The organism is Pseudocitrobacter corydidari (assembly GCF_021172065.1).
In the GTDB taxonomy this organism is placed as follows: domain Bacteria; phylum Pseudomonadota; class Gammaproteobacteria; order Enterobacterales; family Enterobacteriaceae; genus Pseudocitrobacter; species Pseudocitrobacter corydidari.
Map to the genome: position 1 here is coordinate 3,609,013 of NZ_CP087880.1, position 23,970 is coordinate 3,632,982.

The 23,970-nt window shown below is 53.5% G+C and carries 17 protein-coding genes, 5 tRNA genes and 3 rRNA genes; 4 read left to right on the top strand and 21 right to left on the bottom strand.

Going from position 1 to position 23,970, the window contains the following annotated elements:
- Window position 1: 1 nt before the first annotated feature.
- The 8 genes from rplK to G163CM_RS16780 form a co-directional block, all read right to left on the bottom strand.
- Complete coding sequence (gene rplK / locus G163CM_RS16745; protein ID WP_015966392.1) at window positions 2–430, bottom strand: 50S ribosomal protein L11; 429 nt, start codon at window positions 428–430, stop codon at window positions 2–4.
- Window positions 431–585: 155 nt separating this feature from the next.
- A complete protein-coding gene (gene nusG, locus G163CM_RS16750; RefSeq protein WP_003862341.1) occupies window positions 586–1,131 on the bottom strand; it encodes a transcription termination/antitermination protein NusG in 546 nt (181 codons plus the stop codon).
- A 1-nt stretch (window position 1,132) separates the two neighbouring features.
- The gene (secE, locus tag G163CM_RS16755; protein WP_003862342.1) at window positions 1,133–1,516 is read right to left on the bottom strand and encodes a preprotein translocase subunit SecE; all 384 of its coding nucleotides are present in this window, start codon (window positions 1,514–1,516) and stop codon (window positions 1,133–1,135) included.
- A 221-nt stretch (window positions 1,517–1,737) separates the two neighbouring features.
- A complete protein-coding gene (gene tuf / locus G163CM_RS16760; protein ID WP_003031109.1) occupies window positions 1,738–2,922 on the bottom strand; it encodes an elongation factor Tu in 1,185 nt (394 codons plus the stop codon).
- A 118-nt stretch (window positions 2,923–3,040) separates the two neighbouring features.
- A tRNA-Thr gene (locus G163CM_RS16765) sits at window positions 3,041–3,116 on the bottom strand.
- 5 nt (window positions 3,117–3,121) lie between these two features.
- Window positions 3,122–3,196 (bottom strand) — tRNA-Gly (locus G163CM_RS16770).
- Between the two features lie 110 nt (window positions 3,197–3,306).
- Window positions 3,307–3,391: transfer RNA gene (locus G163CM_RS16775), tRNA-Tyr, on the bottom strand.
- 10 nt (window positions 3,392–3,401) lie between these two features.
- Window positions 3,402–3,477: transfer RNA gene (locus G163CM_RS16780), tRNA-Thr, on the bottom strand.
- A 386-nt stretch (window positions 3,478–3,863) separates the two neighbouring features.
- Here G163CM_RS16780 and coaA point away from each other — a divergent pair.
- Window positions 3,864–4,814, top strand: coding sequence for a type I pantothenate kinase (gene coaA / locus G163CM_RS16785; RefSeq protein ID WP_231828391.1), 951 nt, complete (start codon window positions 3,864–3,866; stop codon window positions 4,812–4,814).
- Between the two features lie 38 nt (window positions 4,815–4,852).
- Here coaA and birA read toward each other — a convergent pair whose 3' ends face one another.
- The 10 genes from birA to pepQ all read right to left on the bottom strand — a co-directional run bounded on the left by birA (window position 4,853) and on the right by pepQ (window position 16,596).
- Window positions 4,853–5,815: a bifunctional biotin--[acetyl-CoA-carboxylase] ligase/biotin operon repressor BirA gene (gene birA / locus G163CM_RS16790; RefSeq protein ID WP_231825691.1), complete on the bottom strand. Its 963-nt coding sequence runs from the start codon at window positions 5,813–5,815 to the stop codon at window positions 4,853–4,855.
- Entirely contained in the window at window positions 5,812–6,840 is a 1,029-nt protein-coding gene (murB, locus tag G163CM_RS16795; protein ID WP_231825692.1) for a UDP-N-acetylmuramate dehydrogenase, read from the bottom strand. Before murB ends, birA begins: the two co-directional genes overlap by 4 nt.
- 374 nt (window positions 6,841–7,214) lie before the next feature.
- Window positions 7,215–7,330, bottom strand: a 5S ribosomal RNA gene (rrf, locus tag G163CM_RS16800).
- A 97-nt stretch (window positions 7,331–7,427) separates the two neighbouring features.
- A 23S ribosomal RNA gene (locus G163CM_RS16805) occupies window positions 7,428–10,334 on the bottom strand.
- Window positions 10,335–10,524: 190 nt separating this feature from the next.
- Window positions 10,525–10,600 (bottom strand) — tRNA-Glu (locus G163CM_RS16810).
- A gap of 85 nt (window positions 10,601–10,685) precedes the next feature.
- A 16S ribosomal RNA gene (locus G163CM_RS16815) occupies window positions 10,686–12,227 on the bottom strand.
- The 16S, 23S and 5S rRNA genes sit together here with 1 tRNA gene alongside, the layout of an rRNA operon.
- Before the next feature lie 387 nt (window positions 12,228–12,614).
- On the bottom strand, window positions 12,615–13,148 hold the full coding sequence (hemG, locus tag G163CM_RS16820) for a menaquinone-dependent protoporphyrinogen IX dehydrogenase (RefSeq protein ID WP_231825693.1): 534 nt from the start codon (window positions 13,146–13,148) through the stop codon (window positions 12,615–12,617).
- Between the two features lie 12 nt (window positions 13,149–13,160).
- Window positions 13,161–14,612 (bottom strand): Trk system potassium transporter TrkH, encoded by a 1,452-nt coding sequence (gene trkH, locus G163CM_RS16825; protein WP_015966397.1) that lies wholly within the window; start codon window positions 14,610–14,612, stop codon window positions 13,161–13,163.
- A 38-nt stretch (window positions 14,613–14,650) separates the two neighbouring features.
- The gene (locus G163CM_RS16830; RefSeq protein WP_231825694.1) at window positions 14,651–15,265 is read right to left on the bottom strand and encodes an IMPACT family protein; all 615 of its coding nucleotides are present in this window, start codon (window positions 15,263–15,265) and stop codon (window positions 14,651–14,653) included.
- Window positions 15,265–16,596, bottom strand: coding sequence for a Xaa-Pro dipeptidase (gene pepQ / locus G163CM_RS16835; RefSeq protein WP_015966399.1), 1,332 nt, complete (start codon window positions 16,594–16,596; stop codon window positions 15,265–15,267). Before pepQ ends, G163CM_RS16830 begins: the two co-directional genes overlap by 1 nt.
- Before the next feature lie 190 nt (window positions 16,597–16,786).
- Between pepQ and fadB the strand changes: the two genes are divergently transcribed.
- Together fadB and fadA are read left to right on the top strand one after the other, a co-directional pair.
- On the top strand, window positions 16,787–18,976 hold the full coding sequence (gene fadB / locus G163CM_RS16840) for a fatty acid oxidation complex subunit alpha FadB (RefSeq protein WP_231825695.1): 2,190 nt from the start codon (window positions 16,787–16,789) through the stop codon (window positions 18,974–18,976).
- Window positions 18,977–18,985: 9 nt separating this feature from the next.
- Window positions 18,986–20,149: an acetyl-CoA C-acyltransferase FadA gene (fadA, locus tag G163CM_RS16845; RefSeq protein WP_231825696.1), complete on the top strand. Its 1,164-nt coding sequence runs from the start codon at window positions 18,986–18,988 to the stop codon at window positions 20,147–20,149.
- A gap of 84 nt (window positions 20,150–20,233) precedes the next feature.
- Here the strand turns inward: fadA and fre are convergent, their stop codons facing one another.
- The gene (gene fre, locus G163CM_RS16850) at window positions 20,234–20,935 is read right to left on the bottom strand and encodes an NAD(P)H-flavin reductase (RefSeq protein WP_015966402.1); all 702 of its coding nucleotides are present in this window, start codon (window positions 20,933–20,935) and stop codon (window positions 20,234–20,236) included.
- Between the two features lie 85 nt (window positions 20,936–21,020).
- A complete protein-coding gene (ubiD, locus tag G163CM_RS16855) occupies window positions 21,021–22,505 on the bottom strand; it encodes a 4-hydroxy-3-polyprenylbenzoate decarboxylase (RefSeq protein ID WP_015966403.1) in 1,485 nt (494 codons plus the stop codon).
- 175 nt (window positions 22,506–22,680) lie between these two features.
- Between ubiD and rfaH the strand changes: the two genes are divergently transcribed.
- A complete protein-coding gene (gene rfaH / locus G163CM_RS16860; protein ID WP_015966404.1) occupies window positions 22,681–23,178 on the top strand; it encodes a transcription/translation regulatory transformer protein RfaH in 498 nt (165 codons plus the stop codon).
- Here the strand turns inward: rfaH and tatD are convergent.
- Window positions 23,175–23,957, bottom strand: a complete 783-nt coding sequence (tatD, locus tag G163CM_RS16865) for a 3'-5' ssDNA/RNA exonuclease TatD (protein ID WP_231825697.1) — start codon at window positions 23,955–23,957, stop codon at window positions 23,175–23,177. The two genes, rfaH and tatD, sit on opposite strands and share 4 nt — an antisense overlap.
- Window positions 23,958–23,970: the final 13 nt, after the last annotated feature.

Here is a 23,970-nt window from a genome sequence, read left to right on the forward strand (position 1 = left end):
CTTAATCCTCCACTACCAGGCCCATGGAACGTGCAGTACCTTCAATGGAGCGAGTCATCGCTTCAATGTCGGCGCCAGTCATGTCGGCAGCTTTGGTCTGCGCGATTTCCTGCAGCTGAGCGCGAGAAATTTTACCAACTTTCTCTTTGTTCGGCTTACCGGAACCAGACTTAATACCAGCCGCTTTTTTCAGCAGAACTGCTGCCGGCGGAGTCTTGGTGATGAAGGTGAAAGAACGGTCAGCGTAAACGGTGATAACAACCGGAATCGGCAGACCTTTTTCGATGGAATCAGTTTTTGCGTTGAACGCTTTGCAGAATTCCATGATGTTCACACCCTGCTGACCCAGTGCTGGACCAACCGGCGGACTCGGGTTTGCCATACCAGCTGCAACCTGCAGCTTAACGTAGGCTTGTACTTTCTTAGCCATTGCAATTTCCTCTAAGTGGGTAATAGCGCCTCGATGAGGCTCCCCGTGATAAATATCGTTTTACGGGCCGTGCCCGTAAAAACAAAAGGCGCGAAATTGTATGCCAATTTCGCGCCCCATGCAACGATTAAATCGCTGCTTTTTTGATCGCTGCGTTACGCTTTTTCTACCTGCGCGAAGTCCAGTTCTACCGGGGTCGCACGACCGAAGATAGAAACAGAAACTTTCAGGCGAGACTTCTCGTAATCGACTTCTTCAACGACACCGTTAAAGTCGGCAAACGGACCGTCGTTAACGCGAACCATCTCACCCGGTTCGAACAGCGTTTTCGGACGCGGCTTATCACCAACCTGCTGCAGGCGGTTCATAATCGCATCCACTTCTTTGTCGCTGATCGGCGCCGGACGGTCAGAAGTACCGCCGATGAAGCCCATTACGCGCGGCACGCTGCGCACAAGGTGCCAGCTCGCGTCGTTCATGACCATCTGGACCAGAACGTAACCCGGGAAGAATTTGCGCTCGCTTTTGCGACGCTGGCCGCCACGGATCTCAACGACTTCTTCAGTCGGGACCATGACTTCGCCAAACAGCTCTTCCATGTTGTGTAATTTGATGTGCTCACGCAGCGAAGTGGCTACGCGGCCTTCAAAACCGGAAAACGCCTGAACGACGTACCAGCGCTTTTTAGGTGCTTCAGACATCTTAGAACCTCAGGCCAGTGATAAAAGAGACCAGGCGAACCAGAATACCATCCAGTCCCCACAGGATCAGCGACATTACCGCGGTAACCGCAGCAACGATAAGCGTAGTATGCAGTGTTTCCTGGCGAGTCGGCCAGATAACCTTGCGAACTTCAGTACGCGCTTCACGTGCAAACGCAACGGTCGCTTTTCCTTTTGTCGTTAACAGCGCGACACCACCCGCTGCAGCAATAAGAATTACTACGGCCAGCGCGCGCAATGGCAGCATCATGTCACGATAAAGATAGTTGCCAACGATAGCCACAATCAGCAGCACCGCAACCACAACCCACTTCATCGCTTCCAGGCCGCGCCCGCTCCCTTGAGCTTCGGTATTCGCACTCATAAACCAACCTGTCAGAAGAATTCTACAAACATTTTCACCCCGCGGGTGCGAGGCGATCCAAACCGAAAGTAAGTTTCGGACTAACGCCCTCTTCAGAGCCTGTCTCAGCAATGATTATGACAAAAAAAATCACTGATGAGCCAGGTTCTGCTTCGAAAGCGTACAAAAAGGGCATCAAATGATGCCCTTTTATTGCGCATTGCGTCAAATGTTATCAGCAATTAGCTCATTACTTTAGCAACAACGCCCGCGCCAACGGTACGGCCGCCTTCACGGATTGCGAAACGCAGACCGTCGTCCATCGCGATCGGGTGGATCAGGGTAACAACCATTTTGATGTTGTCGCCCGGCATTACCATCTCTACGCCTTCCGGCAGTTCGATGGTACCAGTCACGTCAGTAGTACGGAAGTAGAACTGCGGACGGTAGCCTTTGAAGAACGGAGTATGACGACCGCCTTCGTCTTTGGACAGGATATAAACTTCAGATTCGAATTTGGTGTGCGGCTTGATGGAACCCGGCTTAGCCAGTACCTGACCACGTTCGATTTCTTCACGTTTGATACCACGCAGCAGAACACCAACGTTCTCACCAGCACGGCCTTCGTCCAGCAGTTTGCGGAACATTTCAACGCCAGTACAGGTAGACTTAGCAGTCTCTTTGATACCAACGATTTCAACTTCTTCACCAACTTTGATGATACCGCGTTCTACACGACCGGTAACAACGGTACCACGACCGGAGATGGAGAATACGTCTTCGATCGGCAGCAGGAACGGCTTGTCGATAGCACGTTCTGGTTCCGGGATGTAAGAATCCAGGAAGCCAGCCAGTTCGATGATTTTCGCTTCCCACTCTGCTTCGCCTTCCAGCGCTTTCAGAGCAGAACCACGAACGATCGGAGTGTCGTCGCCCGGGAAGTCGTACTGAGACAGAAGTTCACGAACTTCCATTTCTACCAGTTCCAGCAGCTCTTCGTCATCAACCATGTCACATTTGTTCAGGAACACGATGATGTACGGAACGCCTACCTGACGACCCAGCAGGATGTGCTCACGAGTCTGCGGCATCGGGCCGTCAGTCGCAGCAACAACCAGGATCGCGCCGTCCATCTGCGCAGCACCGGTGATCATGTTTTTAACATAGTCGGCGTGGCCTGGGCAGTCTACGTGCGCGTAGTGGCGAGTCGGGGTGTCATATTCAACGTGGGAAGTGTTGATGGTGATACCACGAGCTTTTTCTTCCGGCGCGTTATCGATCTGATCGAATGCGCGAGCAGCACCGCCGTAGGTTTTAGCCAGTACGGTAGTGATGGCAGCGGTCAGCGTTGTTTTACCATGGTCAACGTGGCCGATAGTACCGACGTTAACGTGCGGTTTTGTACGTTCAAACTTTTCTTTAGACATCGATTGTCCCTCTAAGACACGGATAAATCGGTGATATCACCACATCAACCAGGCAACACGCCCGACTTGTTGAATGCATTTAAAAGTAAACAGAGAGAAACGGGAAGGAGAAGTGAAGTGGTGCTGATACCCAGAGTCGAACTGGGGACCTCACCCTTACCAAGGGTGCGCTCTACCAACTGAGCCATATCAGCACGTCTGGAGCGGGCAGCGGGAATCGAACCCGCATCATCAGCTTGGAAGGCTGAGGTAATAGCCATTATACGATGCCCGCATCCTGAAACTCGGCTACCCAGTTCTTTCTGTTTAAGGAGAAGAACACTCTCCTGTTTGAGCCGGTGGATACAGCTTCCGACTCTGGCTGCGCTTTCGCGTAACCGAAGATGGTGGTGGGGGAAGGATTCGAACCTTCGAAGTCGATGACGGCAGATTTACAGTCTGCTCCCTTTGGCCGCTCGGGAACCCCACCAGGCACTTGATGGTGCCGACTACCGGAATCGAACTGGTGACCTACTGATTACAAGTCAGTTGCTCTACCTACTGAGCTAAGTCGGCATCAAGTAGCGCGCATTCTAGGGAGACCTGCGCCTGCATGCAACTAAAAATTTGCATAAAATGTTCTCTTGCTCATATTTTGTGCGCAACTGCGTAAAAACACGGCAAGATGGCGAATATGAGAGCAGAAAATGGACATTTTTAACGCGCCACGAAATGGGCATTTTACCGTGTTATCTGCCTTAACGGGTATTTGCCGCTTAAGGGTGTGTTAATAACGCTTCGAAAGGGAGTCGTGATGTGTTGCGTTTGCGCACGAAAGCGCCACTGATTTAGATTTTTTCTTCTTATTCTCTTCCATCTGGTGTTAACCTCCTGCCCATTGTCCTGATTAACTGAATGTTGATGCGTCGTGTGTTCGTTAAGGCGGCGGTCAGAACATGCTTATGAGAAAAAAAGAGCAAACGTTAATGACACCTTACCTACAGTTTAATCGTAGCCAGTGGGCTGCACTTCGTGATTCCGTGCCGATGACCCTGACTGAAGGGGAAATCAAACGGTTGAAAGGTATCAACGAAGATCTGTCGCTGGAAGAGGTCGCCGAGATCTATTTGCCTTTATCGCGTTTGCTCAACTTCTATATCAGCTCTAACCTGCGTCGCCAGGCTGTGCTGGAACAGTTCCTGGGCACCAACGGGCAACGTATTCCTTATATCATTAGTATCGCCGGCAGCGTCGCCGTGGGGAAAAGCACCACCGCGCGCGTTTTGCAGGCATTACTAAGCCGCTGGCCTGAACATCGTCGCGTAGAGCTGATTACCACCGATGGCTTCCTGCACCCTAATGAGGTGCTGAAAGAACGTGGGCTGATGAAGAAGAAAGGCTTCCCGCAATCTTATGATATGCATCGCCTGGTGAAATTCGTTTCAGACCTGAAATCCGGCGTGCCTGATGTGACGGCGCCTGTCTATTCGCATCTGATTTATGATGTCATCCCGGACGGCGATAAAACGGTTACGCATCCTGATATTTTAATTCTTGAAGGATTAAATGTTCTGCAAAGCGGGATGGATTATCCACACGATCCACATCATGTATTTGTTTCCGATTTCGTCGACTTCTCAATATATGTTGATGCGCCGGAAAAACTACTTCAATCGTGGTATATCAACCGCTTCCTGAAATTCCGTGAAGGTGCATTTACCGACCCGGATTCTTATTTCCATAACTATGCGCAGCTTTCAAAAGATGAAGCGGTAAACGTAGCGACTAATTTGTGGAATGAGATTAACCTTGTGAATCTTAAGGAAAATATCTTGCCTACGCGCGAGCGCGCGAGCCTGATTTTGACGAAAAGCGCAAATCACTCGGTTGAGCAGGTCCGCCTGAGAAAATAAATACTTTTATAGAAAAGGGAGCCTCGGCTCCCTTTTTTTCATTCTGCACTACGCAACGAAATTTCGCCACCGACCCAGGGCTTAATCACCCCATCCTGCTCAAGTAATAATGCGCCTTGCGAATCAATACCACGTGATACACCGAAGATCTCTTTGTCGCCGATAATTAACTTCACCGGGCGATCAATAAAGTTATCGAGTCTTTTCCAGCGTGTCAGATACGGTGTCAGCCCTTCCTGCTCAAACAGACGTAGCGAATCACGCAACTCTTTAATCAGGCGGACGGCAAGCGTGTTGCGATCGATGGAGATCCCCGCTTCCTGAAGGTTAATCCAGCCTTGATTAATGACATCATTTTCAACGTGGCGCATGACGAGGTTAATCCCCGCGCCAATGACAATTTGCGCAGCATCACCCGTTTTTCCGGTTAATTCCACCAGGATCCCGGCAAGTTTACGGTCATTAAGGTACAGGTCATTCGGCCATTTCACGCGTACCTGATCGGCGCCCAGGCTTTGCAATACTTCGGCCATGACAATGCCAATCACCAGACTCAAACCAATTGCCGCCGCAGGCCCCTGCTCCAGCCGCCAGTACATCGAAAGATAGAGATTCGCCCCGAACGGAGAGAACCATTTACGGCCACGGCGGCCACGCCCTGCGGTTTGATACTCTGCCACGCAGGCATCACCGGAATGCAGGTCGTGAATACGATCGAGCAGATACTGGTTAGTGGAATCAATAACCGGTAAGACCGCTACGTTGCCATATTCAATTTGCTGACGAATGCGTTCTTCTTCCAGTAACTGGATAGGCTCTGGCAAGCTGTAACCTTTGCCGGGAACAGTGAAAACATCCACGCCCCAATCACGCAAGGTCTGGATATGTTTGTTAATCGCCGCGCGGCTCATGCCCAGTTTTTCGCCCAACTGTTCGCCGGAATGGAATTCACCGTCGGATAGGATGGCTATCAGCGTTAAGGGTACCGTGTTGTCTTTCATGCAATGACCTCTACCGCGTTCACTTCGCCCGTTGGCCCCATAAATCGCACTTCAGGCTCCAGCCAGACATTAAATTTCTCGCCAACCTCCGCCCGAACATGGTGGGCCAGGCCAACCACATCATTACTGGTCGCATTACCCTGATTGATGAGGACCAGCGCCTGCTGTTGATGTACCGCCGCACCACCGTGAATATAGCCTTTCAACTGACACTGGTCGATAAGCCAGCCCGCCGCCAGTTTCACGGTTCCATCACGCTGCGGGTAATGCGGCGCATTGGGGAATAAAGCCAGTAGCGCATCGGCGTGCTCGCGATCAACGACCGGGTTCTTGAAGAAGCTTCCCGCGTTACCGTTAACTTTAGGGTCCGGGAGTTTCGTCATTCGCATATGGCATACGGAATCAAAAACATCACGCGGCGTAACGGTCTGCGGATCTAATCGCGTCAGATCGCCGTACGTCAGCACTGGCTTCCATGCTTTCGCCAGGCGAAAACCCACGGCCAGAATAGCGAATTTGTCCTGATACTCATGTTTAAAGATGCTATCGCGATAACCAAAGCGACATTCTGCTGCCGATAAACGCAGGTGTTTACCGGTCGCCAGTTCGACACAGTCGACAAATTCACAGACCTGTTGAAGCTCGACGCCATAGGCTCCGATATTTTGAATGGGTGATGAACCGGCACAGCCAGGGATCAACGCTAAGTTTTCCAGACCCGGCATGTTGTTATCAAGTGTATAACAAACCAATTGATGCCAGTTTTCACCCGCCCCGACATAAAGATGCCAGGCATCTGCCGACTCTGTGACATCGATACCTTTAATCCGGTTAACGATGACGGTTCCGGCGTAATCTTCCAGGAAGAGAACGTTGCTTCCTTCACCCAGAATAAGAACTGGCAGACTTTCTGCGGTCGCATGCTGCCAGGCGCTCAGTAGTTGTTGTTCGTTTTCCGCGCATACAATGTGCTTCGCATGATGATCAATGCCGAAGGTGTTCCAGGGTTTTAGGGAATGGTTCATAGCTGCTTTCCTGATGCAAAAACGTCGCTAGTTTACCGTATATGAGGGGATTGTGCGCGCGGTATCGCCCGGTGGCGCTTGCGCTTACCGGGCCTACAGTGTGCACCGCACCCGCAGGCCGGATAAGGCGCAGCCGCCATCCGGCGTTGTTTTTTGCACCAACGCAAAAAGGCCATCCTTGCGGATGGCCTTCTGCTTTATTTGATGCCTGGCAGTTTATGGCGGGCGTCCTGCCCGCCACCCTTCGGGCCGTTGCTTCGCAACGTTCAAATCCGCTCCCGGCGGATTTGTCCTACTCGGGAGAGCGTTCACCGACAAACAACAGATAAAACAAAAGGCTCAGTCTTTCGACTGAGCCTTTCGTTTTATTTGATGCCTGGCAGTTCCCTACTCTCGCATGGGGAGGCCCCACACTACCATCGGCGCTACGGCGTTTCACTTCTGAGTTCGGCATGGGGTCAGGTGGGACCACCGCGCTAGTGCCGCCAGGCAAATTCTGTTGCATTAACCCGCTTATCGCCGGTTAATCTAATCTGTTATCAAGCTTACTTATCGATGTCTCTTCGCCAAAACATCTTCGGCGTTGTAAGGTTAAGCCTCACGGTTCATTAGTACTGGTTAGCTCAATGCATCGCTGCACTTACACACCCAGCCTATCAACGTCGTCGTCTTCAACGTTCCTTCAGGACTCTTAAAGAGTCAGGGAGAACTCATCTCGGGGCAAGTTTCGTGCTTAGATGCTTTCAGCACTTATCTCTTCCGCATGTAGCTACCGGGCAATGCCATTGGCATGACAACCCGAACACCAGTGATGCGTCCACTCCGGTCCTCTCGTACTAGGAGCAGCCCCCCTCAATTCTCCAGCGCCCACGGCAGATAGGGACCGAACTGTCTCACGACGTTCTAAACCCAGCTCGCGTACCACTTTAAATGGCGAACAGCCATACCCTTGGGACCTACTTCAGCCCCAGGATGTGATGAGCCGACATCGAGGTGCCAAACACCGCCGTCGATATGAACTCTTGGGCGGTATCAGCCTGTTATCCCCGGAGTACCTTTTATCCGTTGAGCGATGGCCCTTCCATTCAGAACCACCGGATCACTATGACCTGCTTTCGCACCTGCTCGCGCCGTCACGCTCGCAGTCAAGCTAGCTTATGCCATTGCACTAACCTCCTGATGTCCGACCAGGATTAGCTAACCTTCGTGCTCCTCCGTTACTCTTTGGGAGGAGACCGCCCCAGTCAAACTACCCACCAGACACTGTCCGCAACCCGGATCACGGGTCTACGTTAGAACATCAAACATTAAAGGGTGGTATTTCAAGGTTGGCTCCATGCAGACTGGCGTCCACACTTCAAAGCCTCCCACCTATCCTACACATCAAGGCTCAATGTTCAGTGTCAAGCTATAGTAAAGGTTCACGGGGTCTTTCCGTCTTGCCGCGGGTACACTGCATCTTCACAGCGAGTTCAATTTCACTGAGTCTCGGGTGGAGACAGCCTGGCCATCATTACGCCATTCGTGCAGGTCGGAACTTACCCGACAAGGAATTTCGCTACCTTAGGACCGTTATAGTTACGGCCGCCGTTTACCGGGGCTTCGATCAAGAGCTTCGCGTTGCCGCTAACCCCATCAATTAACCTTCCGGCACCGGGCAGGCGTCACACCGTATACGTCCACTTTCGTGTTTGCACAGTGCTGTGTTTTTAATAAACAGTTGCAGCCAGCTGGTATCTTCGACTGATTTCAGCTCCATGAGTAAATCACTTCACCTACATATCAGCGTGCCTTCTCCCGAAGTTACGGCACCATTTTGCCTAGTTCCTTCACCCGAGTTCTCTCAAGCGCCTTGGTATTCTCTACCTGACCACCTGTGTCGGTTTGGGGTACGATTCAATGTTACCTATAGCTTAGAGGCTTTTCCTGGAAGCAGGGCATTTGTTACTTCAGCACCGTAGTGCCTCGTCATCACGTCTCAGTGTTAACAGAAGTCCGGATTTACCTAAACTTCCCACCTACACGCTTAAACCGGGACAACCGTCGCCCGGCCAACATAGCCTTCTCCGTCCCCCCTTCGCAGTAACACCAAGTACAGGAATATTAACCTGTTTCCCATCGACTACGCCTTTCGGCCTCGCCTTAGGGGTCGACTCACCCTGCCCCGATTAACGTTGGACAGGAACCCTTGGTCTTCCGGCGAGCGGGCTTTTCACCCGCTTTATCGTTACTTATGTCAGCATTCGCACTTCTGATACCTCCAGCATGCCTCACGACACACCTTCGACGGCTTACAGAACGCTCCCCTACCCAACAACACTTAGTGTCGCTGCCGCAGCTTCGGTGCACAGTTTAGCCCCGTTACATCTTCCGCGCAGGCCGACTCGACCAGTGAGCTATTACGCTTTCTTTAAATGATGGCTGCTTCTAAGCCAACATCCTGGCTGTCTGAGCCTTCCCACATCGTTTCCCACTTAACTGTGACTTTGGGACCTTAGCTGGCGGTCTGGGTTGTTTCCCTCTTCACGACGGACGTTAGCACCCGCCGTGTGTCTCCCGTGATAACATTCTTCGGTATTCGCAGTTTGCATCGGGTTGGTAAGTCGGGATGACCCCCTAGCCGAAACAGTGCTCTACCCCCGAAGATGAGTTCACGAGGCGCTACCTAAATAGCTTTCGGGGAGAACCAGCTATCTCCCGGTTTGATTGGCCTTTCACCCCCAGCCACAAGTCATCCGCTAATTTTTCAACATTAGTCGGTTCGGTCCTCCAGTTAGTGTTACCCAACCTTCAACCTGCCCATGGCTAGATCACCGGGTTTCGGGTCTATACCCTGCAACTTAACGCCCAGTTAAGACTCGGTTTCCCTTCGGCTCCCCTATTCGGTTAACCTTGCTACAGAATATAAGTCGCTGACCCATTATACAAAAGGTACGCAGTCACCTAACAAGTAGGCTCCCACTGCTTGTACGTACACGGTTTCAGGTTCTTTTTCACTCCCCTCGCCGGGGTTCTTTTCGCCTTTCCCTCACGGTACTGGTTCACTATCGGTCAGTCAGGAGTATTTAGCCTTGGAGGATGGTCCCCCCATATTCAGACAGGATACCACGTGTCCCGCCCTACTCTTCGAGTTCACAACATATGCATTTTGGTGTACGGGACTTTCACCCTGTATCGTGCGACTTTCCAGACGCTTCCACTAACACACATGCTGATTCAGACTCTGGGCTGCTCCCCGTTCGCTCGCCGCTACTGGGGGAATCTCGGTTGATTTCTTTTCCTCGGGGTACTTAGATGTTTCAGTTCCCCCGGTTCGCTTCATTACGCTATGTATTCACGTAATGATAGTGTGACGAATCACACTGGGTTTCCCCATTCGGAAATCGCCGGTTATAACGGTTCATATCACCTTACCGACGCTTATCGCAGATTAGCACGTCCTTCATCGCCTCTGACTGCCAGGGCATCCACCGTGTACGCTTAGTCGCTTAACCTCACAACCCGAAGATGTTTCGTAAAACACCATCGTGTTGCGAAAATTTGAGAGACTCGAACACACTTAAAGTGTGTCGTTTCAATTTTCAGCTTGATCCAGATTTTTAAAGAGCAAATATCTCAAACGTCACCCGAAGATGAGTTTTGAGATATGACGGTCGGCGACTTTCACTCACACATACCAGCAAGTGGCGTCCCCTAGGGGATTCGAACCCCTGTTACCGCCGTGAAAGGGCGGTGTCCTGGGCCTCTAGACGAAGGGGACACTGAAGTCTCAATCGCAAGACGCCTTGCTATTTACTTTTCATCAGACAATCTGTGTGGACACTTCAAGGAACGGTTCTTTAAGGTAAGGAGGTGATCCAACCGCAGGTTCCCCTACGGTTACCTTGTTACGACTTCACCCCAGTCATGAATCACAAAGTGGTAAGCGCCCTCCCGAAGGTTAAGCTACCTACTTCTTTTGCAACCCACTCCCATGGTGTGACGGGCGGTGTGTACAAGGCCCGGGAACGTATTCACCGTAGCATTCTGATCTACGATTACTAGCGATTCCGACTTCATGGAGTCGAGTTGCAGACTCCAATCCGGACTACGACATACTTTATGAGGTCCGCTTGCTCTCGCGAGGTCGCTTCTCTTTGTATATGCCATTGTAGCACGTGTGTAGCCCTACTCGTAAGGGCCATGATGACTTGACGTCATCCCCACCTTCCTCCAGTTTATCACTGGCAGTCTCCTTTGAGTTCCCGGCCTAACCGCTGGCAACAAAGGATAAGGGTTGCGCTCGTTGCGGGACTTAACCCAACATTTCACAACACGAGCTGACGACAGCCATGCAGCACCTGTCTCACGGTTCCCGAAGGCACCAATTCATCTCTGAAAAGTTCCGTGGATGTCAAGAGTAGGTAAGGTTCTTCGCGTTGCATCGAATTAAACCACATGCTCCACCGCTTGTGCGGGCCCCCGTCAATTCATTTGAGTTTTAACCTTGCGGCCGTACTCCCCAGGCGGTCGACTTAACGCGTTAGCTCCGGAAGCCACGCCTCAAGGGCACAACCTCCAAGTCGACATCGTTTACAGCGTGGACTACCAGGGTATCTAATCCTGTTTGCTCCCCACGCTTTCGCACCTGAGCGTCAGTCTTCGTCCAGGGGGCCGCCTTCGCCACCGGTATTCCTCCAGATCTCTACGCATTTCACCGCTACACCTGGAATTCTACCCCCCTCTACGAGACTCAAGCTTGCCAGTTTCAAATGCAGTTCCCAGGTTGAGCCCGGGGATTTCACATCTGACTTAACAAACCGCCTGCGTGCGCTTTACGCCCAGTAATTCCGATTAACGCTTGCACCCTCCGTATTACCGCGGCTGCTGGCACGGAGTTAGCCGGTGCTTCTTCTGCGAGTAACGTCAATTGCTGTGGTTATTAACCACAACACCTTCCTCCTCGCTGAAAGTACTTTACAACCCGAAGGCCTTCTTCATACACGCGGCATGGCTGCATCAGGCTTGCGCCCATTGTGCAATATTCCCCACTGCTGCCTCCCGTAGGAGTCTGGACCGTGTCTCAGTTCCAGTGTGGCTGGTCATCCTCTCAGACCAGCTAGGGATCGTCGCCTAGGTGAGCCGTTACCCCACCTACTAGCTAATCCCATCTGGGCACATCCGATGGCAAGAGGCCCGAAGGTCCCCCTCTTTGGTCTTGCGACGTTATGCGGTATTAGCTACCGTTTCCAGTAGTTATCCCCCTCCATCAGGCAGTTTCCCAGACATTACTCACCCGTCCGCCACTCGTCAGCAAAGCAGCAAGCTGCTTTCTGTTACCGTTCGACTTGCATGTGTTAGGCCTGCCGCCAGCGTTCAATCTGAGCCATGATCAAACTCTTCAATTTAAGTTTGATGCTCGTGAATTAAACTTCGTAATGAATTACGTGTTCACTCAGAGACTTGGTATTCATTTATCGTCTTGCGACGTTAAGAATCCGTATCATTGAGTGCCCACACAGATTGTCTGATAAATTGTTAAAGAGCAGTGCAACGCGGCATGAAGCTCACCGTTGCGAGGTGCGCATAATACGCTTTCCTCCTTCAGAGTCAAGCGCTTATTTTCGCTTTTCTCTGGCGGCGTTCCCGAAGGAAGCCTGCTAATCCGGCGGCTTAGAGGCCGTTGTTCCGTGTCAGTGGAGGCGCATTATAGGGAGTAATTGAGATCTCGCAAGCATAAAATACAAAAAACTTTTCATTCGCTCACTTTCCAGGCAACACGCTACTTTCGTGCGCTATTTGCGCGGAATGTGCGCAATTTCACGCGCGAAATGGGCTACCTGCTGCCAGTCCGTATAAACCACTTCTTTACGGGTATCCGTTTCGCCGCCCGTCATCTTCATAATCAGGCGGATCATAAAACGGTCATACCAGCGATAACGCGGGTAACGCAGCGCCCCGGCAAAAACAGCGCAGGCATCCGGCTGCCACGGCGAGGCCAGCAGAAACTTACGCGTGTAGTTATTAGTCTGCGGCGAGCGCTTCTCGGGTTTACGCGCCACCAGGTTCACCGAGAAGAAAGCGCTCGGCAACGCCTGCATTTGCGCGGCGTGCTTTTTCACAAAACGATCGACCGCAGAATGGAAGTGTCCATAGCGAATCGACGCCCCCACCACAACGCGGTCATACAGTTCCCACTCAACGTCCTGAGTGCGATTCAGATTCACCAGCTCAGAATCAATACCCAGCTCTTTAAGCTCGGAAGAGAGATACGCTGCAATTTCACGCGTCTGACCATCACGGGTAGAGAAGAGAATTAATGTTTTCAACGCAAGCTCCACTTATTCGCGCCAGAAGGTTGGGGTAAACAACACCAGCAGCGTAAAGACTTCCAGACGACCAAACAGCATGTTCGCAATCAGGATCCACTTCGCCACCGGGTTCATGCTGGCAAAGTTATCCGCCACTACGCCAAGCCCTGGTCCAAGGTTATTCAGCGTTGCCACTACCGAGGCAAAGGCAGAGAAGTCATCCACGCCGGTCGCGATAATCGCCAGCATACTGATAATGAACACCAGCGCATACGCAGAGAAGAATCCCCATACCGCTTCAAGAATACGTTCCGGCAGCGCACGGTTGCCCAGTTTGATGCTATACACCGCATTCGGATGCACCAGACGCTTTAGTTCGCGGTTCCCCTGCTTGAACAGCAGCAGGATACGAATCACCTTCAGACCACCGCCCGTCGACCCGGCGCAACCGCCGATAAACGCGGAGCAGAGTAACAGCACCGGCAGGAAGAGCGGCCAGCGAGCGATGCTGTCCGTCGTAAAGCCCGCCGTCGTCGCCATCGACACCACCTGGAAGAAGGCCTGGTTTAGCGTCGTCAGCGCCGAGCTGTAAACGTTATGGAAAAAGAGCACCAGCGTACAGATAAAGACCAGCGTCAATTGAACGCCAATAAACATTCTGAATTCCGGATCGCGCCAGTAAACCTTCAGGCTCCGCCCACTCAGTAACGAGAAGTGCAGACCGTAGTTACACCCGGAGATCAGTAAGAAGATAGCAATAATAGTGTTAATCGTTGGGCTGTCGAAATAGCCCACGCTGGCATCATGCGTCGAGAAGCCACCAATCGCGATAGTCGCGAAACTGTGACCGATAGCGTCGAACGCCGGCATACCCGCAAACCACAGCGCCAGCGCACAGGCGACGGTCAGCAATACATAGATGAGCCACAGGGTTTTTGCCGTTTCCGCAATACGCGGCCGCATCTTGTTATCCTTCAGCGGCCCTGGCATTTCAGCACGATAAAGCTGCATCCCCCCGACGCCGAGGATAGGCAGAATCGCCACGGCTAACACGATGATCCCCATACCGCCGAACCATTGCAGCATCTGTCGATAAAAGAGAATCGCATGCGGCAGCGAATCGAGGCCCACCAGCGTCGTCGCGCCGGTCGTTGTCAGCCCGGAAAAGGATTCAAAAAAAGCGTCGGTTATCGTGAGGTTTGGCTGCTCAGAGAAGATAAAGGGAAGCGCACCCACGCTGCCCAGTACGGTCCAGAACAGGACCACAATCAAAAATCCTTCGCGCGATTTGAGTTCGCCCTTCTCGCGACGGTTCGGCCACCACAGTAATGAGCCAATCACCAGCGCGACAAAAAAGGTTTGGGTAAATGCCCGCCCGGCGCCATCGCGGTAAATCAATGCCACCAGGCCGGGAAGGATCATGGTTCCCGAAAACAAGATGACCAGAAGTCCGACGATTCGGGTTATGGCACGAAAATGCATCTCTGGCGCTTCCTTTGGTATAAAAGTAAGGAGGGGGATTATTCTTCAATCGCTAACAATTGCAATGAACCACGACTAAAATCAGCCAGTTTTGCTGTAAAAGCATCCACTTTCGCTTGCGGAAGCGCCACGCGTAGCTGTACCGATGCCTGATAGTCACTGGTTACAATGACGCCAGAGAATTGCCCCAGCAGCGTTTCTATCCCCGACAACTGACCATATTCACACAACAGAGTATATTCGGTTAATGGCGTTTTGATTTGTGTTGTGAGTTGATTTAGCGCCTGCTGGACACCACCGCCATAGGCTTTCACCAGGCCGCCAGTTCCCAACAGCACGCCGCCGTAGTAGCGAACCACCACGGCGGTAATTTCGCCGACGCCGCTTCCCATAAGCTGCGCCAGCATGGGCTTACCCGCCGTTCCCGCCGGTTCACCATCATCTGAAAAGCCAAGCTGCTGTGAGTCATCTGGCCGTCCGGCAACCCAGGCGACGCAGTGGTGACGGGCATCAGGATGTTCCGCCCTCACCGACTCAACAAACGCTTTCGCCGCCTCCACCCCGTCGGTATGCGCCAGCAGGGTGATGAAACGGCTCTTTTTAATCTCTTCAGTAAACGTGACCGGCGACGCCGGTATCGGCCAGCTTTCCATTACGCCAGTTTCAGATCGCGCGTCATGTTCTCAACGTTATTTTCGTGGATCACGACGTTATCTTCGATACGAATCCCGCCGAACGGTTTCAGCGCTTCAATTTTCTGCCAGTTGAAGTGCTTGCTGAACTGCCCTTCACGCCACGGCGCCAGCAGAGATTCAATGAAGTAAATGCCCGGTTCGATGGTCAGCACCATGCGCGGTTGCAACACGCGGGTGCAGCGCAGGTACGGATATTTCGACGGCGCAGCCAGGTGCGTGCCGGTGTCATCCTGCATAAAGCCCGCGACATCATGAACCTGTAATCCCAACGGGTGACCAATACCGTGCGGCATAAATGGCCCGGTCAGGTCATTTTCAACCATCGCCTCTTCGCTCATATCGGTGAGGATTTGATGTTTACGCAGAATTTTTGCGATGCGCTGATGGAACTGGATATGGTAATCCACGTAGCTGACACCCGCTTTCATGGTGGCGATCAGCGCCAGCTGCTCGTCATTCACGTCTTTAATCAGATGGGCGAAATCATTGTCGCTGTGCGCCGCCCAGGTGCGAGTGAGGTCAGCGGCATAACCGTTATATTCTGCGCCAGCGTCCAGCAGGAAGCTACGCACTTCAGACGGCACGCGGTGATCCAGTTTGGTGTAGTGCAATACAGAGGCGTGTTCATTCAGCGCCACGATGTTGCCATACGGTACATCGGTATCGCGATGCCCGGTCGCCGTCAGATACGCCTGATTGATGTCGAACTCGCTCATCCCGGAACGGAAAGCTTCTTCCGCTGCGCGATGGCCGTTGACCGCCGTTTTCTGCGCTTCGCGCATACAGGCCAGTTCGTAATCCGTTTTATAAGAACGATAGTAGTGCAGGTAATCAATCACCCCTTTCGGGTTGATCTTATCGGCAGCAATGCCCAGGCCAATCGCACGCTCCGGAACCGGACCAATATAACCGATATTTCCGCGAGCCGCTGGCAGTTGGCTACCAATACCGTCTGCTTTCGGCAGCGCAATCACCTCAACTTCTTCTGTCCAAAAAGAGGTCGGCAACGGCTCAACGTTGTGCCAGTAATCGACCGGCAGATAGAACCACAGCTTCGGTTTATTGACGCCATCCACCAGCAGCCAGCAGTTTGGCACCTGCGTCACGGGCACCCAGGCTTTAAACTGCGGGTTGACCTTGAACGGATACGGGTGATCATCGAGGAACACGTTCATCAGTTCGCCGGAATGAATTAACAGCGCGTCCAGCTTGAAGCGGTCCAGCGCGTTACGCGCGCGCTCCTGCAGGGTGGCGATATGATTTTTATAGAGTGCAGCCAGTGATTCCATTTTTAGTCCTTGTACATTTTTGCCCTCAAGTTTTCGCATCTTAGCACACCTCGCCGAACCTGCGTGATCTCCACCAGTCGTGATCTCCCCAGCAAATATTTAAAGAGTAATTTGCATTTTATTAACATAAAAACCACACTCAGCCTCATCTGGTACGACCAGATTACACTGCTGGATTCAGGAGACTGACATGCTCTACAAAGGCGATACCCTGTACCTCAACTGGCTGGAAGATGGCATTGCCGAACTGGTGTTCGACGCCCCCGGCTCGGTGAATAAATTAGATACGGCGACCGTAGCCAGCCTCGGTCACGCGCTCGATGTCCTCGAAAAACAAAAAGAGCTGAAAGGGCTGCTGCTGCGCTCTGAAAAAGCGGCGTTTATCGTCGGCGCAGACATTACCGAATTCCTCTCGCTGTTCCTGGTGCCAGAAGAACAGCTCAGCGAATGGCTGCATTTCGCCAACAGCGTCTTCAACCGTCTGGAAGATTTACCGGTTCCGACCATCGCCGCCGTTAACGGCTACGCGCTGGGCGGCGGCTGCGAATGCGTACTGGCGACCGATTACCGTTTAGCCACGCCAGACCTGCGCATCGGCCTGCCGGAAACCAAACTGGGGATCATGCCCGGCTTTGGCGGTTCCGTGCGTATGCCACGCCTGTTGGGCGCGGACAGCGCGCTGGAAATTATCGCCGCCGGGAAAGATGTTGGTGCGGAGCAGGCGCTGAAAATCGGCCTGGTGGATGGCGTTGTTAAACACGAGAAACTGATCGATGGTGCGCTGTCCGTATTGCGCCAGGCGATAAATGGCGATCTCGACTGGCGCGCGAAGCGTCGTCCGAAACTGGAACCGCTGAAGCTTAGTAAAGTGGAAGCCACCATGAGCTTCACTATCGCCAAAGGCATGGTAATGCAAACCGCAGGCAAACATTACCCTGCCCCCATTACCGCCGTGAAAACCATTGAAGCCGCTGCACGTCTGGGGCGCGATGAAGCCTTGAAGCTGGAAAACCAAAGCTTTGTCCCGCTGGCGCACACCAACGAAGCGCGCGCGCTGGTTGGTATCTTCCTGAACGATCAATACGTAAAAGGTCTGGCGAAAAAACTCGCCAAAACCACCGATGCGCCGAAACACGCCGCCGTTCTGGGCGCGGGTATTATGGGCGGCGGTATCGCGTATCAATCGGCCTGGAAAGGCGTGCCGGTGATCATGAAAGATATCAACGAGAAATCGCTGACGCTTGGCATGACAGAGGCCAGCAAACTGCTAAATAAGCAGCTGGAGCGCGGAAAAATTGATGGTCTGAAACTGGCAGGCGTCATTTCCACCATCCAGCCTACGCTGGATTACGCCGGGTTCGACCGTGTCGATGTGGTTGTGGAAGCGGTTGTTGAAAATCCGAAGGTGAAAAAAGCGGTGCTGGCGGAAACCGAGCAAAAAGTCCGCCCGGATGCTGTGCTGGCCTCCAACACTTCAACCATTCCGATCGGCGAACTGGCCGACGCGCTGGAGCGTCCGGAAAACTTCTGCGGCATGCACTTCTTCAACCCGGTGCACCGCATGCCGCTGGTTGAGATCATTCGCGGCAAAAAGACCAGTGAGCAAACCATCGCCAAAGTGGTTTCCTGGGCCAGCCAGATGGGCAAAACGCCGATCGTGGTCAACGACTGCCCCGGCTTCTTCGTTAACCGCGTGCTGTTCCCCTACTTCGCCGGTTTTAGCCAGTTGCTGCGCGACGGCGCGGATTTCCGCAAAGTCGACAAAGTAATGGAGAAACAGTTTGGCTGGCCGATGGGCCCGGCTTATCTGCTGGACGTGGTCGGTATCGACACCGCACATCACGCACAAGCCGTGATGGCAGCAGGTTTCCCGCAGCGCATGCAGAAAGATTATCGCGACGCCATCGACGCCCTGTTTGATGCCAGCCGCTTCGGGCAGAAAAATGGCCTTGGCTTCTGGCGCTATAAAGAAGACAGCAAAGGCAAACCGAAAAAAGAAGAAGACGCACAAACCGACAGCCTGCTGGCCGACGTTTCCCAGCCGAAGCGTGACTTCAGCGACGAAGAGATCATCGCCCGCATGATGATCCCGATGGTCAACGAAGTAGTGCGCTGCCTGGAAGAGGGCATCATTGCCAGCCCGGCAGAAGCAGACATGGCGCTGGTCTACGGCCTGGGCTTCCCTCCGTTCCACGGCGGTGCATTCCGCTGGCTGGATACGCTGGGTAGCGCGAAATATCTCGATATGGCGCAGCAGTATCAGCACCTCGGTCCGTTGTATGACGTGCCGGAAGGTCTGCGCAATAAAGCGCGTCATAACGAACCGTATTATCCCGCAGTGGAGCCCGCCCGTCCGGTTGGCACGCTGAAAACGGCTTAAGGAGTCACAATGGAACAGGTTGTCATTGTCGATGCAATTCGTACCCCGATGGGCCGTTCAAAAGGCGGCGCCTTCCGTCACGTGCGTGCGGAAGATCTCTCCGCGCACCTGATGCGTAGCCTGCTGGCGCGCAACCCGGCGCTGGAAGCGGCGTCTCTTGATGATATTTACTGGGGCTGCGTGCAGCAGACGCTGGAGCAGGGTTTTAACATTGCGCGTAACGCCGCCCTGCTGGCGGAAGTACCGCACTCGGTGCCTGCCAACACCGTTAACCGCCTGTGTGGCTCGTCGATGCAGGCGTTGCACGACGCCGCACGTATGATCATGACCGGCGATGCACACGCCTGTCTCATCGGCGGTGTTGAACATATGGGCCACGTGCCGATGAGCCACGGCGTCGATTTCCACCCAGGCTTAAGCCGTAACGTCGCCAAAGCGGCGGGCATGATGGGTTTAACCGCCGAAATGCTGGCGCGGATGCACGGCATCAGCCGTGAGATGCAGGATGCCTTTGCCGCCCGCTCTCACGCGCGTGCCTGGGCCGCAACCCAGTCCGGCGCGTTTAAAAATGAGATAGTCCCAACCGGGGGTCACGATGCCGACGGCGTTCTGAAGCAGTTTAACTACGATGAGGTGATTCGACCGGAAACCACCGTTGAAGCGCTCGCGACGCTGAAACCGGCATTCGATCCGGTCACCGGCACGGTTACCGCCGGTTCCTCTTCCGCGCTTTCCGATGGCGCTTCCGCCATGCTGGTCATGAGCGAAAGCCGCGCCCGCGAACTGGGCTTCACACCGCGCGCGCGCATTCGCTCAATGGCGGTTGTCGGCTGCGATCCGTCTATCATGGGTTATGGCCCGGTTCCGGCGTCTAAGCTGGCGCTGAAAAAAGCGGGCCTGTCGGTAAGCGATATCGACCTGTTTGAAATGAACGAAGCGTTTGCCGCTCAGATCCTGCCATGTATTAAAGATCTGGGGCTGACAGAACAGATAGACGAGAAGATCAACCTCAACGGCGGGGCGATCGCCCTGGGTCACCCATTGGGATGTTCAGGGGCGCGCATCAGTACCACGCTGCTGAACCTGATGGAACGCAAAGACGCCCAGTTTGGTCTGGCGACGATGTGTATCGGGCTAGGTCAGGGGATTGCGACCGTATTTGAACGCGTATAAGTGCATGTAGGCCGGGTCCCCGGCCTACAAATTAAAAGATTAGTTGCCGTTCTTCCCGCCTGTCAGGGGCGGGTTTTTTATTGCTTAAATAAACGCAAACGCATCGCCAAACAGTCGGTCTTCACGCGCCTGACGTTCGTTGCAGAACAGGTCACGGGCGATTTTCGCCATCTCGAAACGGCCAGCAATATAGATATCATGCTCCGCCAGCGTACCGTAATCTTGCAATACCGCCGTCAGCACGGTACCGGAGCGGCCACGCCACGCGTCATCAGGCTGCTCAACAACCGGGATAACATTCAGCTTCGGATGATTAACCGTTAACGCTTCAAGCTCAGCCAGGTCATACAGATGTTTCTCTTCACGCCCACCCCAGTAAATGGTGACATCCCGGTTCGGGTTACGCTTCAGCGCAGTCAGCAGAATGGAGCGCACGTAGGAGAAGCCAGTACCGCCCGCAATCAGAATCAGCGGACGTTCTTCATCGTCGCGCAGCCAGGCTTCGCCATGAGGAATATCAACGACAATTTCGCGATCCTTCAGAATGCGATCCATAACCGCCATCGCGTACAGATTGAGCTCCGATGCGCCAATATGCAGTTCGATATAGTCCTGCTGATCCGGCGTGGAGGCCATGGAGAACGGGCGCTTATCACGCTCATCCATCACGACCATTAAATACTGACCCGCCTGGAACGAGAATGGGGCTTCGGGTACTAAACGGACGCGATATACAGTGTCGGTGATGGCATCTACCGAGGTCACTTTACAGCTTAAAATTGTCATGCGCTCCCTCTGTCGGATCTTATAGTCATTTCAGGGTCTGAATACTGCCCCAATCGTCAGTGCCTGAACAGGCAGAACAGCCGCGTTAATCGCGTTTGCTGTCGCTAAAAATGGCCAGCTCATCCCAGATAGCGTCGATACGCGCCGTAACCGCCGGATCTTTTTTGATCGGACGCCCCCATTCACGTTGGGTTTCTCCTGGCCATTTATTGGTGGCATCCAGCCCCATTTTTGACCCCAGACCGGAAACCGGCGAGGCAAAATCCAGATAATCTATCGGCGTGTTTTCCACCAGTACCGTGTCCCGCGCGGGGTCCATACGGGTGGTAATCGCCCAGATAACATCATTCCAGTCACGCGCATTCACATCGTCATCGCAGACGATAACAAACTTGGTGTACATAAACTGGCGTAAAAACGACCATACGCCCATCATCACCCGTTTCGCGTGCCCGGCGTACTGTTTTTTCATCGTAACAACCGCCAGACGGTAAGAACACCCTTCCGGCGGCAGATAGAAATCGACGATTTCGGGGAACTGCTTTTGCAGAATCGGTACGAAGACTTCGTTTAACGCCACACCCAGCACCGCCGGTTCATCCGGCGGACGTCCGGTGTAGGTCGAGTGATAAATGGCATCATCGCGCTGGGTAATATGCGTGACGGTAAACACCGGGAAGTTATCCACTTCGTTGTAGTAACCGGTATGGTCGCCATATGGCCCTTCCGGTGCCATTTCACCGATCTCGATATACCCTTCCAGCACGATTTCCGCGCTGGCAGGCACTTCCAGGTCGTTAGAAACGCACTTCACCACTTCAGTTTTTGTGCCGCGCAGCAAACCCGCAAACGCGTATTCCGACAGCGTATCCGGCACCGGGGTAACCGCGCCCAGAATCGTCGCAGGATCGGCACCCAGCGCCACGGATACCGGGAATCGCTCGCCCGGATGCGCCGCGCACCACTCCTGAAAATCGAGCGCGCCGCCGCGATGCGACAGCCAGCGCATAATCAGTTTGTTCTTGCCGATCACCTGTTGGCGATAAATGCCCAGGTTCTGCCGCTCTTTGTGCGGGCCGCGTGTGACCGTCAGCCCCCAGGTGATTAACGGTGCCGCATCTTCCGGCCAGCAGGTCATCACCGGAATACGCGATAAATCGACATCATCACCGGAGATAATTTTTTGCTGGCACGGCGCGCCACGCAGACGCTTAGTCGGCATGTTAAGCACTTGCTTGAAATGAGGGAGTTTATCGAAGAGATCGCGGAACCCTTTCGGTGGTTCAGGCTCCTTCAGAAAGGCCAGCAGTTTCCCCACTTCGCGCAGTGCGCTGACATCCTCCTGCCCCATCCCCATCGCCACGCGCTTTGGCGTACCGAACAGGTTACACAGCACCGGCATGTCGTAACCCGTTGGGTTCTCAAACAGTAACGCCGGGCCGCCAGCACGCAGGGTGCGATCGGCAATTTCGGTGATTTCCAGGTGAGGATCAACAGGCAACGTAATACGTTTCAGTTCACCTTGTTGCTCCAGCAATGTCAGAAAGTCGCGTAGATCGTGGTATTTCATGGGGAAATTAATGGCCTCCTGGTAAGCGCCTCATTATACGGCGAATGCGGCTGTGATGCTGTATTTTTGTTAAAATCACGTGAACCAATACGCTCGACTTATCGCTATCAGTTATCATCGCGATCGCATCACTCTTTTGATATGCTTGCACGCTACATTGTGGAAACGAGTCATTATGCAAGCCTGGTATTTACTGTACTGCAAACGCGGTCAACTTCAGCGCGCTCAGGAACATCTCGAACGGCAGGCGGTGAGTTGCCTGACGCCGATGATCACCCTGGAGAAAATCGTACGCGGTAAGCGTACTTCAGTCAGTGAACCGCTTTTCCCCAACTACCTGTTTGTTGAATTTGACCCGGAAGTGATTCATACCACTACCATTAATGCGACCCGTGGCGTCAGCCATTTCGTGCGTTTTGGTATGCATCCAGCCACGGTGCCTTCCAGCGTTATTCATCAGCTTTCGGTGTATAAGCCCGAAGGCGTTACCGACCCCAGCACACCGTATCCTGGCGACAGCGTGGTGATCACCGAGGGCGCGTTTGAAGGCCTGCAGGCGATTTTCTCTGAGCCTGACGGCGAAGCCCGCTCGATGCTGCTGCTCAATCTGCTCAACAAGCAGGTTATGCAAAGCGTGAAGAACACCGACTTTCGCAAAACCGATAACGACTAAAACGTAATATTAAACAGTGTCTTGACGTTATTATCCGTGACGGATTCCAGCCACTGCGCCTCTTCGCCGCGCCAGTGGGCAATTTGCGTCAGGATGTGCGTCACAAATGCAGGTTCATTGCGTCGTGATTTCGGTTTTGGCGACAGGTCGCGCGGCAGCAAATAAGGCGCATCCGTTTCAATCAGCAATCGCTCGGCCGGAATAAATGGCAGCAGCTCACGCAGTTCCAGCCCGCGACGCTCATCGCAAACCCAGCCGGTAATGCCGATATACAGGCCGCGATCGACGCAGGCCTGCATCTCTTCACGTGTACCGGTGAAGCAGTGTAAAACCCCACCCGGCAGTTTATCCAGCCACGGGTCGAGCAATGCCAGAAAACGCGCGTGGGCATCGCGACAGTGCATAAAGACCGGCATCGATAGCTCCGCTGCCAGTGCCAGCTGCGCGCTAAACGCCGCCTCCTGCTCTGCTGGCGTGGAGAAATTGCGGTTGAAGTCCAGCCCGCATTCGCCAATCGCCACTACTTCCGACTGCTGCGCCAGTTTACGGATGCTCGCTTCCACCTCCGGGTTCCAGCTGCTGCTATCGTGCGGATGCACACCCGCAGTGGACCAGCACCCGGCAAACCGCTGTGCGAACTGTTGCGCTTGTTCGCTCTCATTTCGATTGGTACCGGTCAGCAGCATCCCGTTGACGCCTGCGGCCTGAGCGCGGGCGATAACATCGTCACGATCGTGGGAAAACTGCGAGCTGGTAAGGTTTACGCCAATATCAAACATCTCGGCTCCATAC

Bases quoted from the DNA above. Each gene is read 5' to 3' on its own strand.
- rplK (WP_015966392.1), bottom strand. From the start codon at position 430: ATGGCTAAGAAAGTACAAGCCTACGTTAAGCTGCAGGTTGCAGCTGGT.
- nusG (WP_003862341.1), bottom strand. From the start codon at position 1,131: ATGTCTGAAGCACCTAAAAAGCGCTGGTACGTCGTTCAGGCGTTTTCC.
- secE (WP_003862342.1), bottom strand. From the start codon at position 1,516: ATGAGTGCGAATACCGAAGCTCAAGGGAGCGGGCGCGGCCTGGAAGCG.
- tuf (WP_003031109.1), bottom strand. From the start codon at position 2,922: ATGTCTAAAGAAAAGTTTGAACGTACAAAACCGCACGTTAACGTCGGT.
- coaA (WP_231828391.1), top strand. From the start codon at position 3,864: ATGAGAAAAAAAGAGCAAACGTTAATGACACCTTACCTACAGTTTAAT.
- birA (WP_231825691.1), bottom strand. From the start codon at position 5,815: ATGAAAGACAACACGGTACCCTTAACGCTGATAGCCATCCTATCCGAC.
- murB (WP_231825692.1), bottom strand. From the start codon at position 6,840: ATGAACCATTCCCTAAAACCCTGGAACACCTTCGGCATTGATCATCAT.
- trkH (WP_015966397.1), bottom strand. From the start codon at position 14,612: ATGCATTTTCGTGCCATAACCCGAATCGTCGGACTTCTGGTCATCTTG.
- G163CM_RS16830 (WP_231825694.1), bottom strand. From the start codon at position 15,265: ATGGAAAGCTGGCCGATACCGGCGTCGCCGGTCACGTTTACTGAAGAG.
- pepQ (WP_015966399.1), bottom strand. From the start codon at position 16,596: ATGGAATCACTGGCTGCACTCTATAAAAATCATATCGCCACCCTGCAG.
- fadB (WP_231825695.1), top strand. From the start codon at position 16,787: ATGCTCTACAAAGGCGATACCCTGTACCTCAACTGGCTGGAAGATGGC.
- fadA (WP_231825696.1), top strand. From the start codon at position 18,986: ATGGAACAGGTTGTCATTGTCGATGCAATTCGTACCCCGATGGGCCGT.
- fre (WP_015966402.1), bottom strand. From the start codon at position 20,935: ATGACAATTTTAAGCTGTAAAGTGACCTCGGTAGATGCCATCACCGAC.
- ubiD (WP_015966403.1), bottom strand. From the start codon at position 22,505: ATGAAATACCACGATCTACGCGACTTTCTGACATTGCTGGAGCAACAA.
- rfaH (WP_015966404.1), top strand. From the start codon at position 22,681: ATGCAAGCCTGGTATTTACTGTACTGCAAACGCGGTCAACTTCAGCGC.
- tatD (WP_231825697.1), bottom strand. From the start codon at position 23,957: ATGTTTGATATTGGCGTAAACCTTACCAGCTCGCAGTTTTCCCACGAT.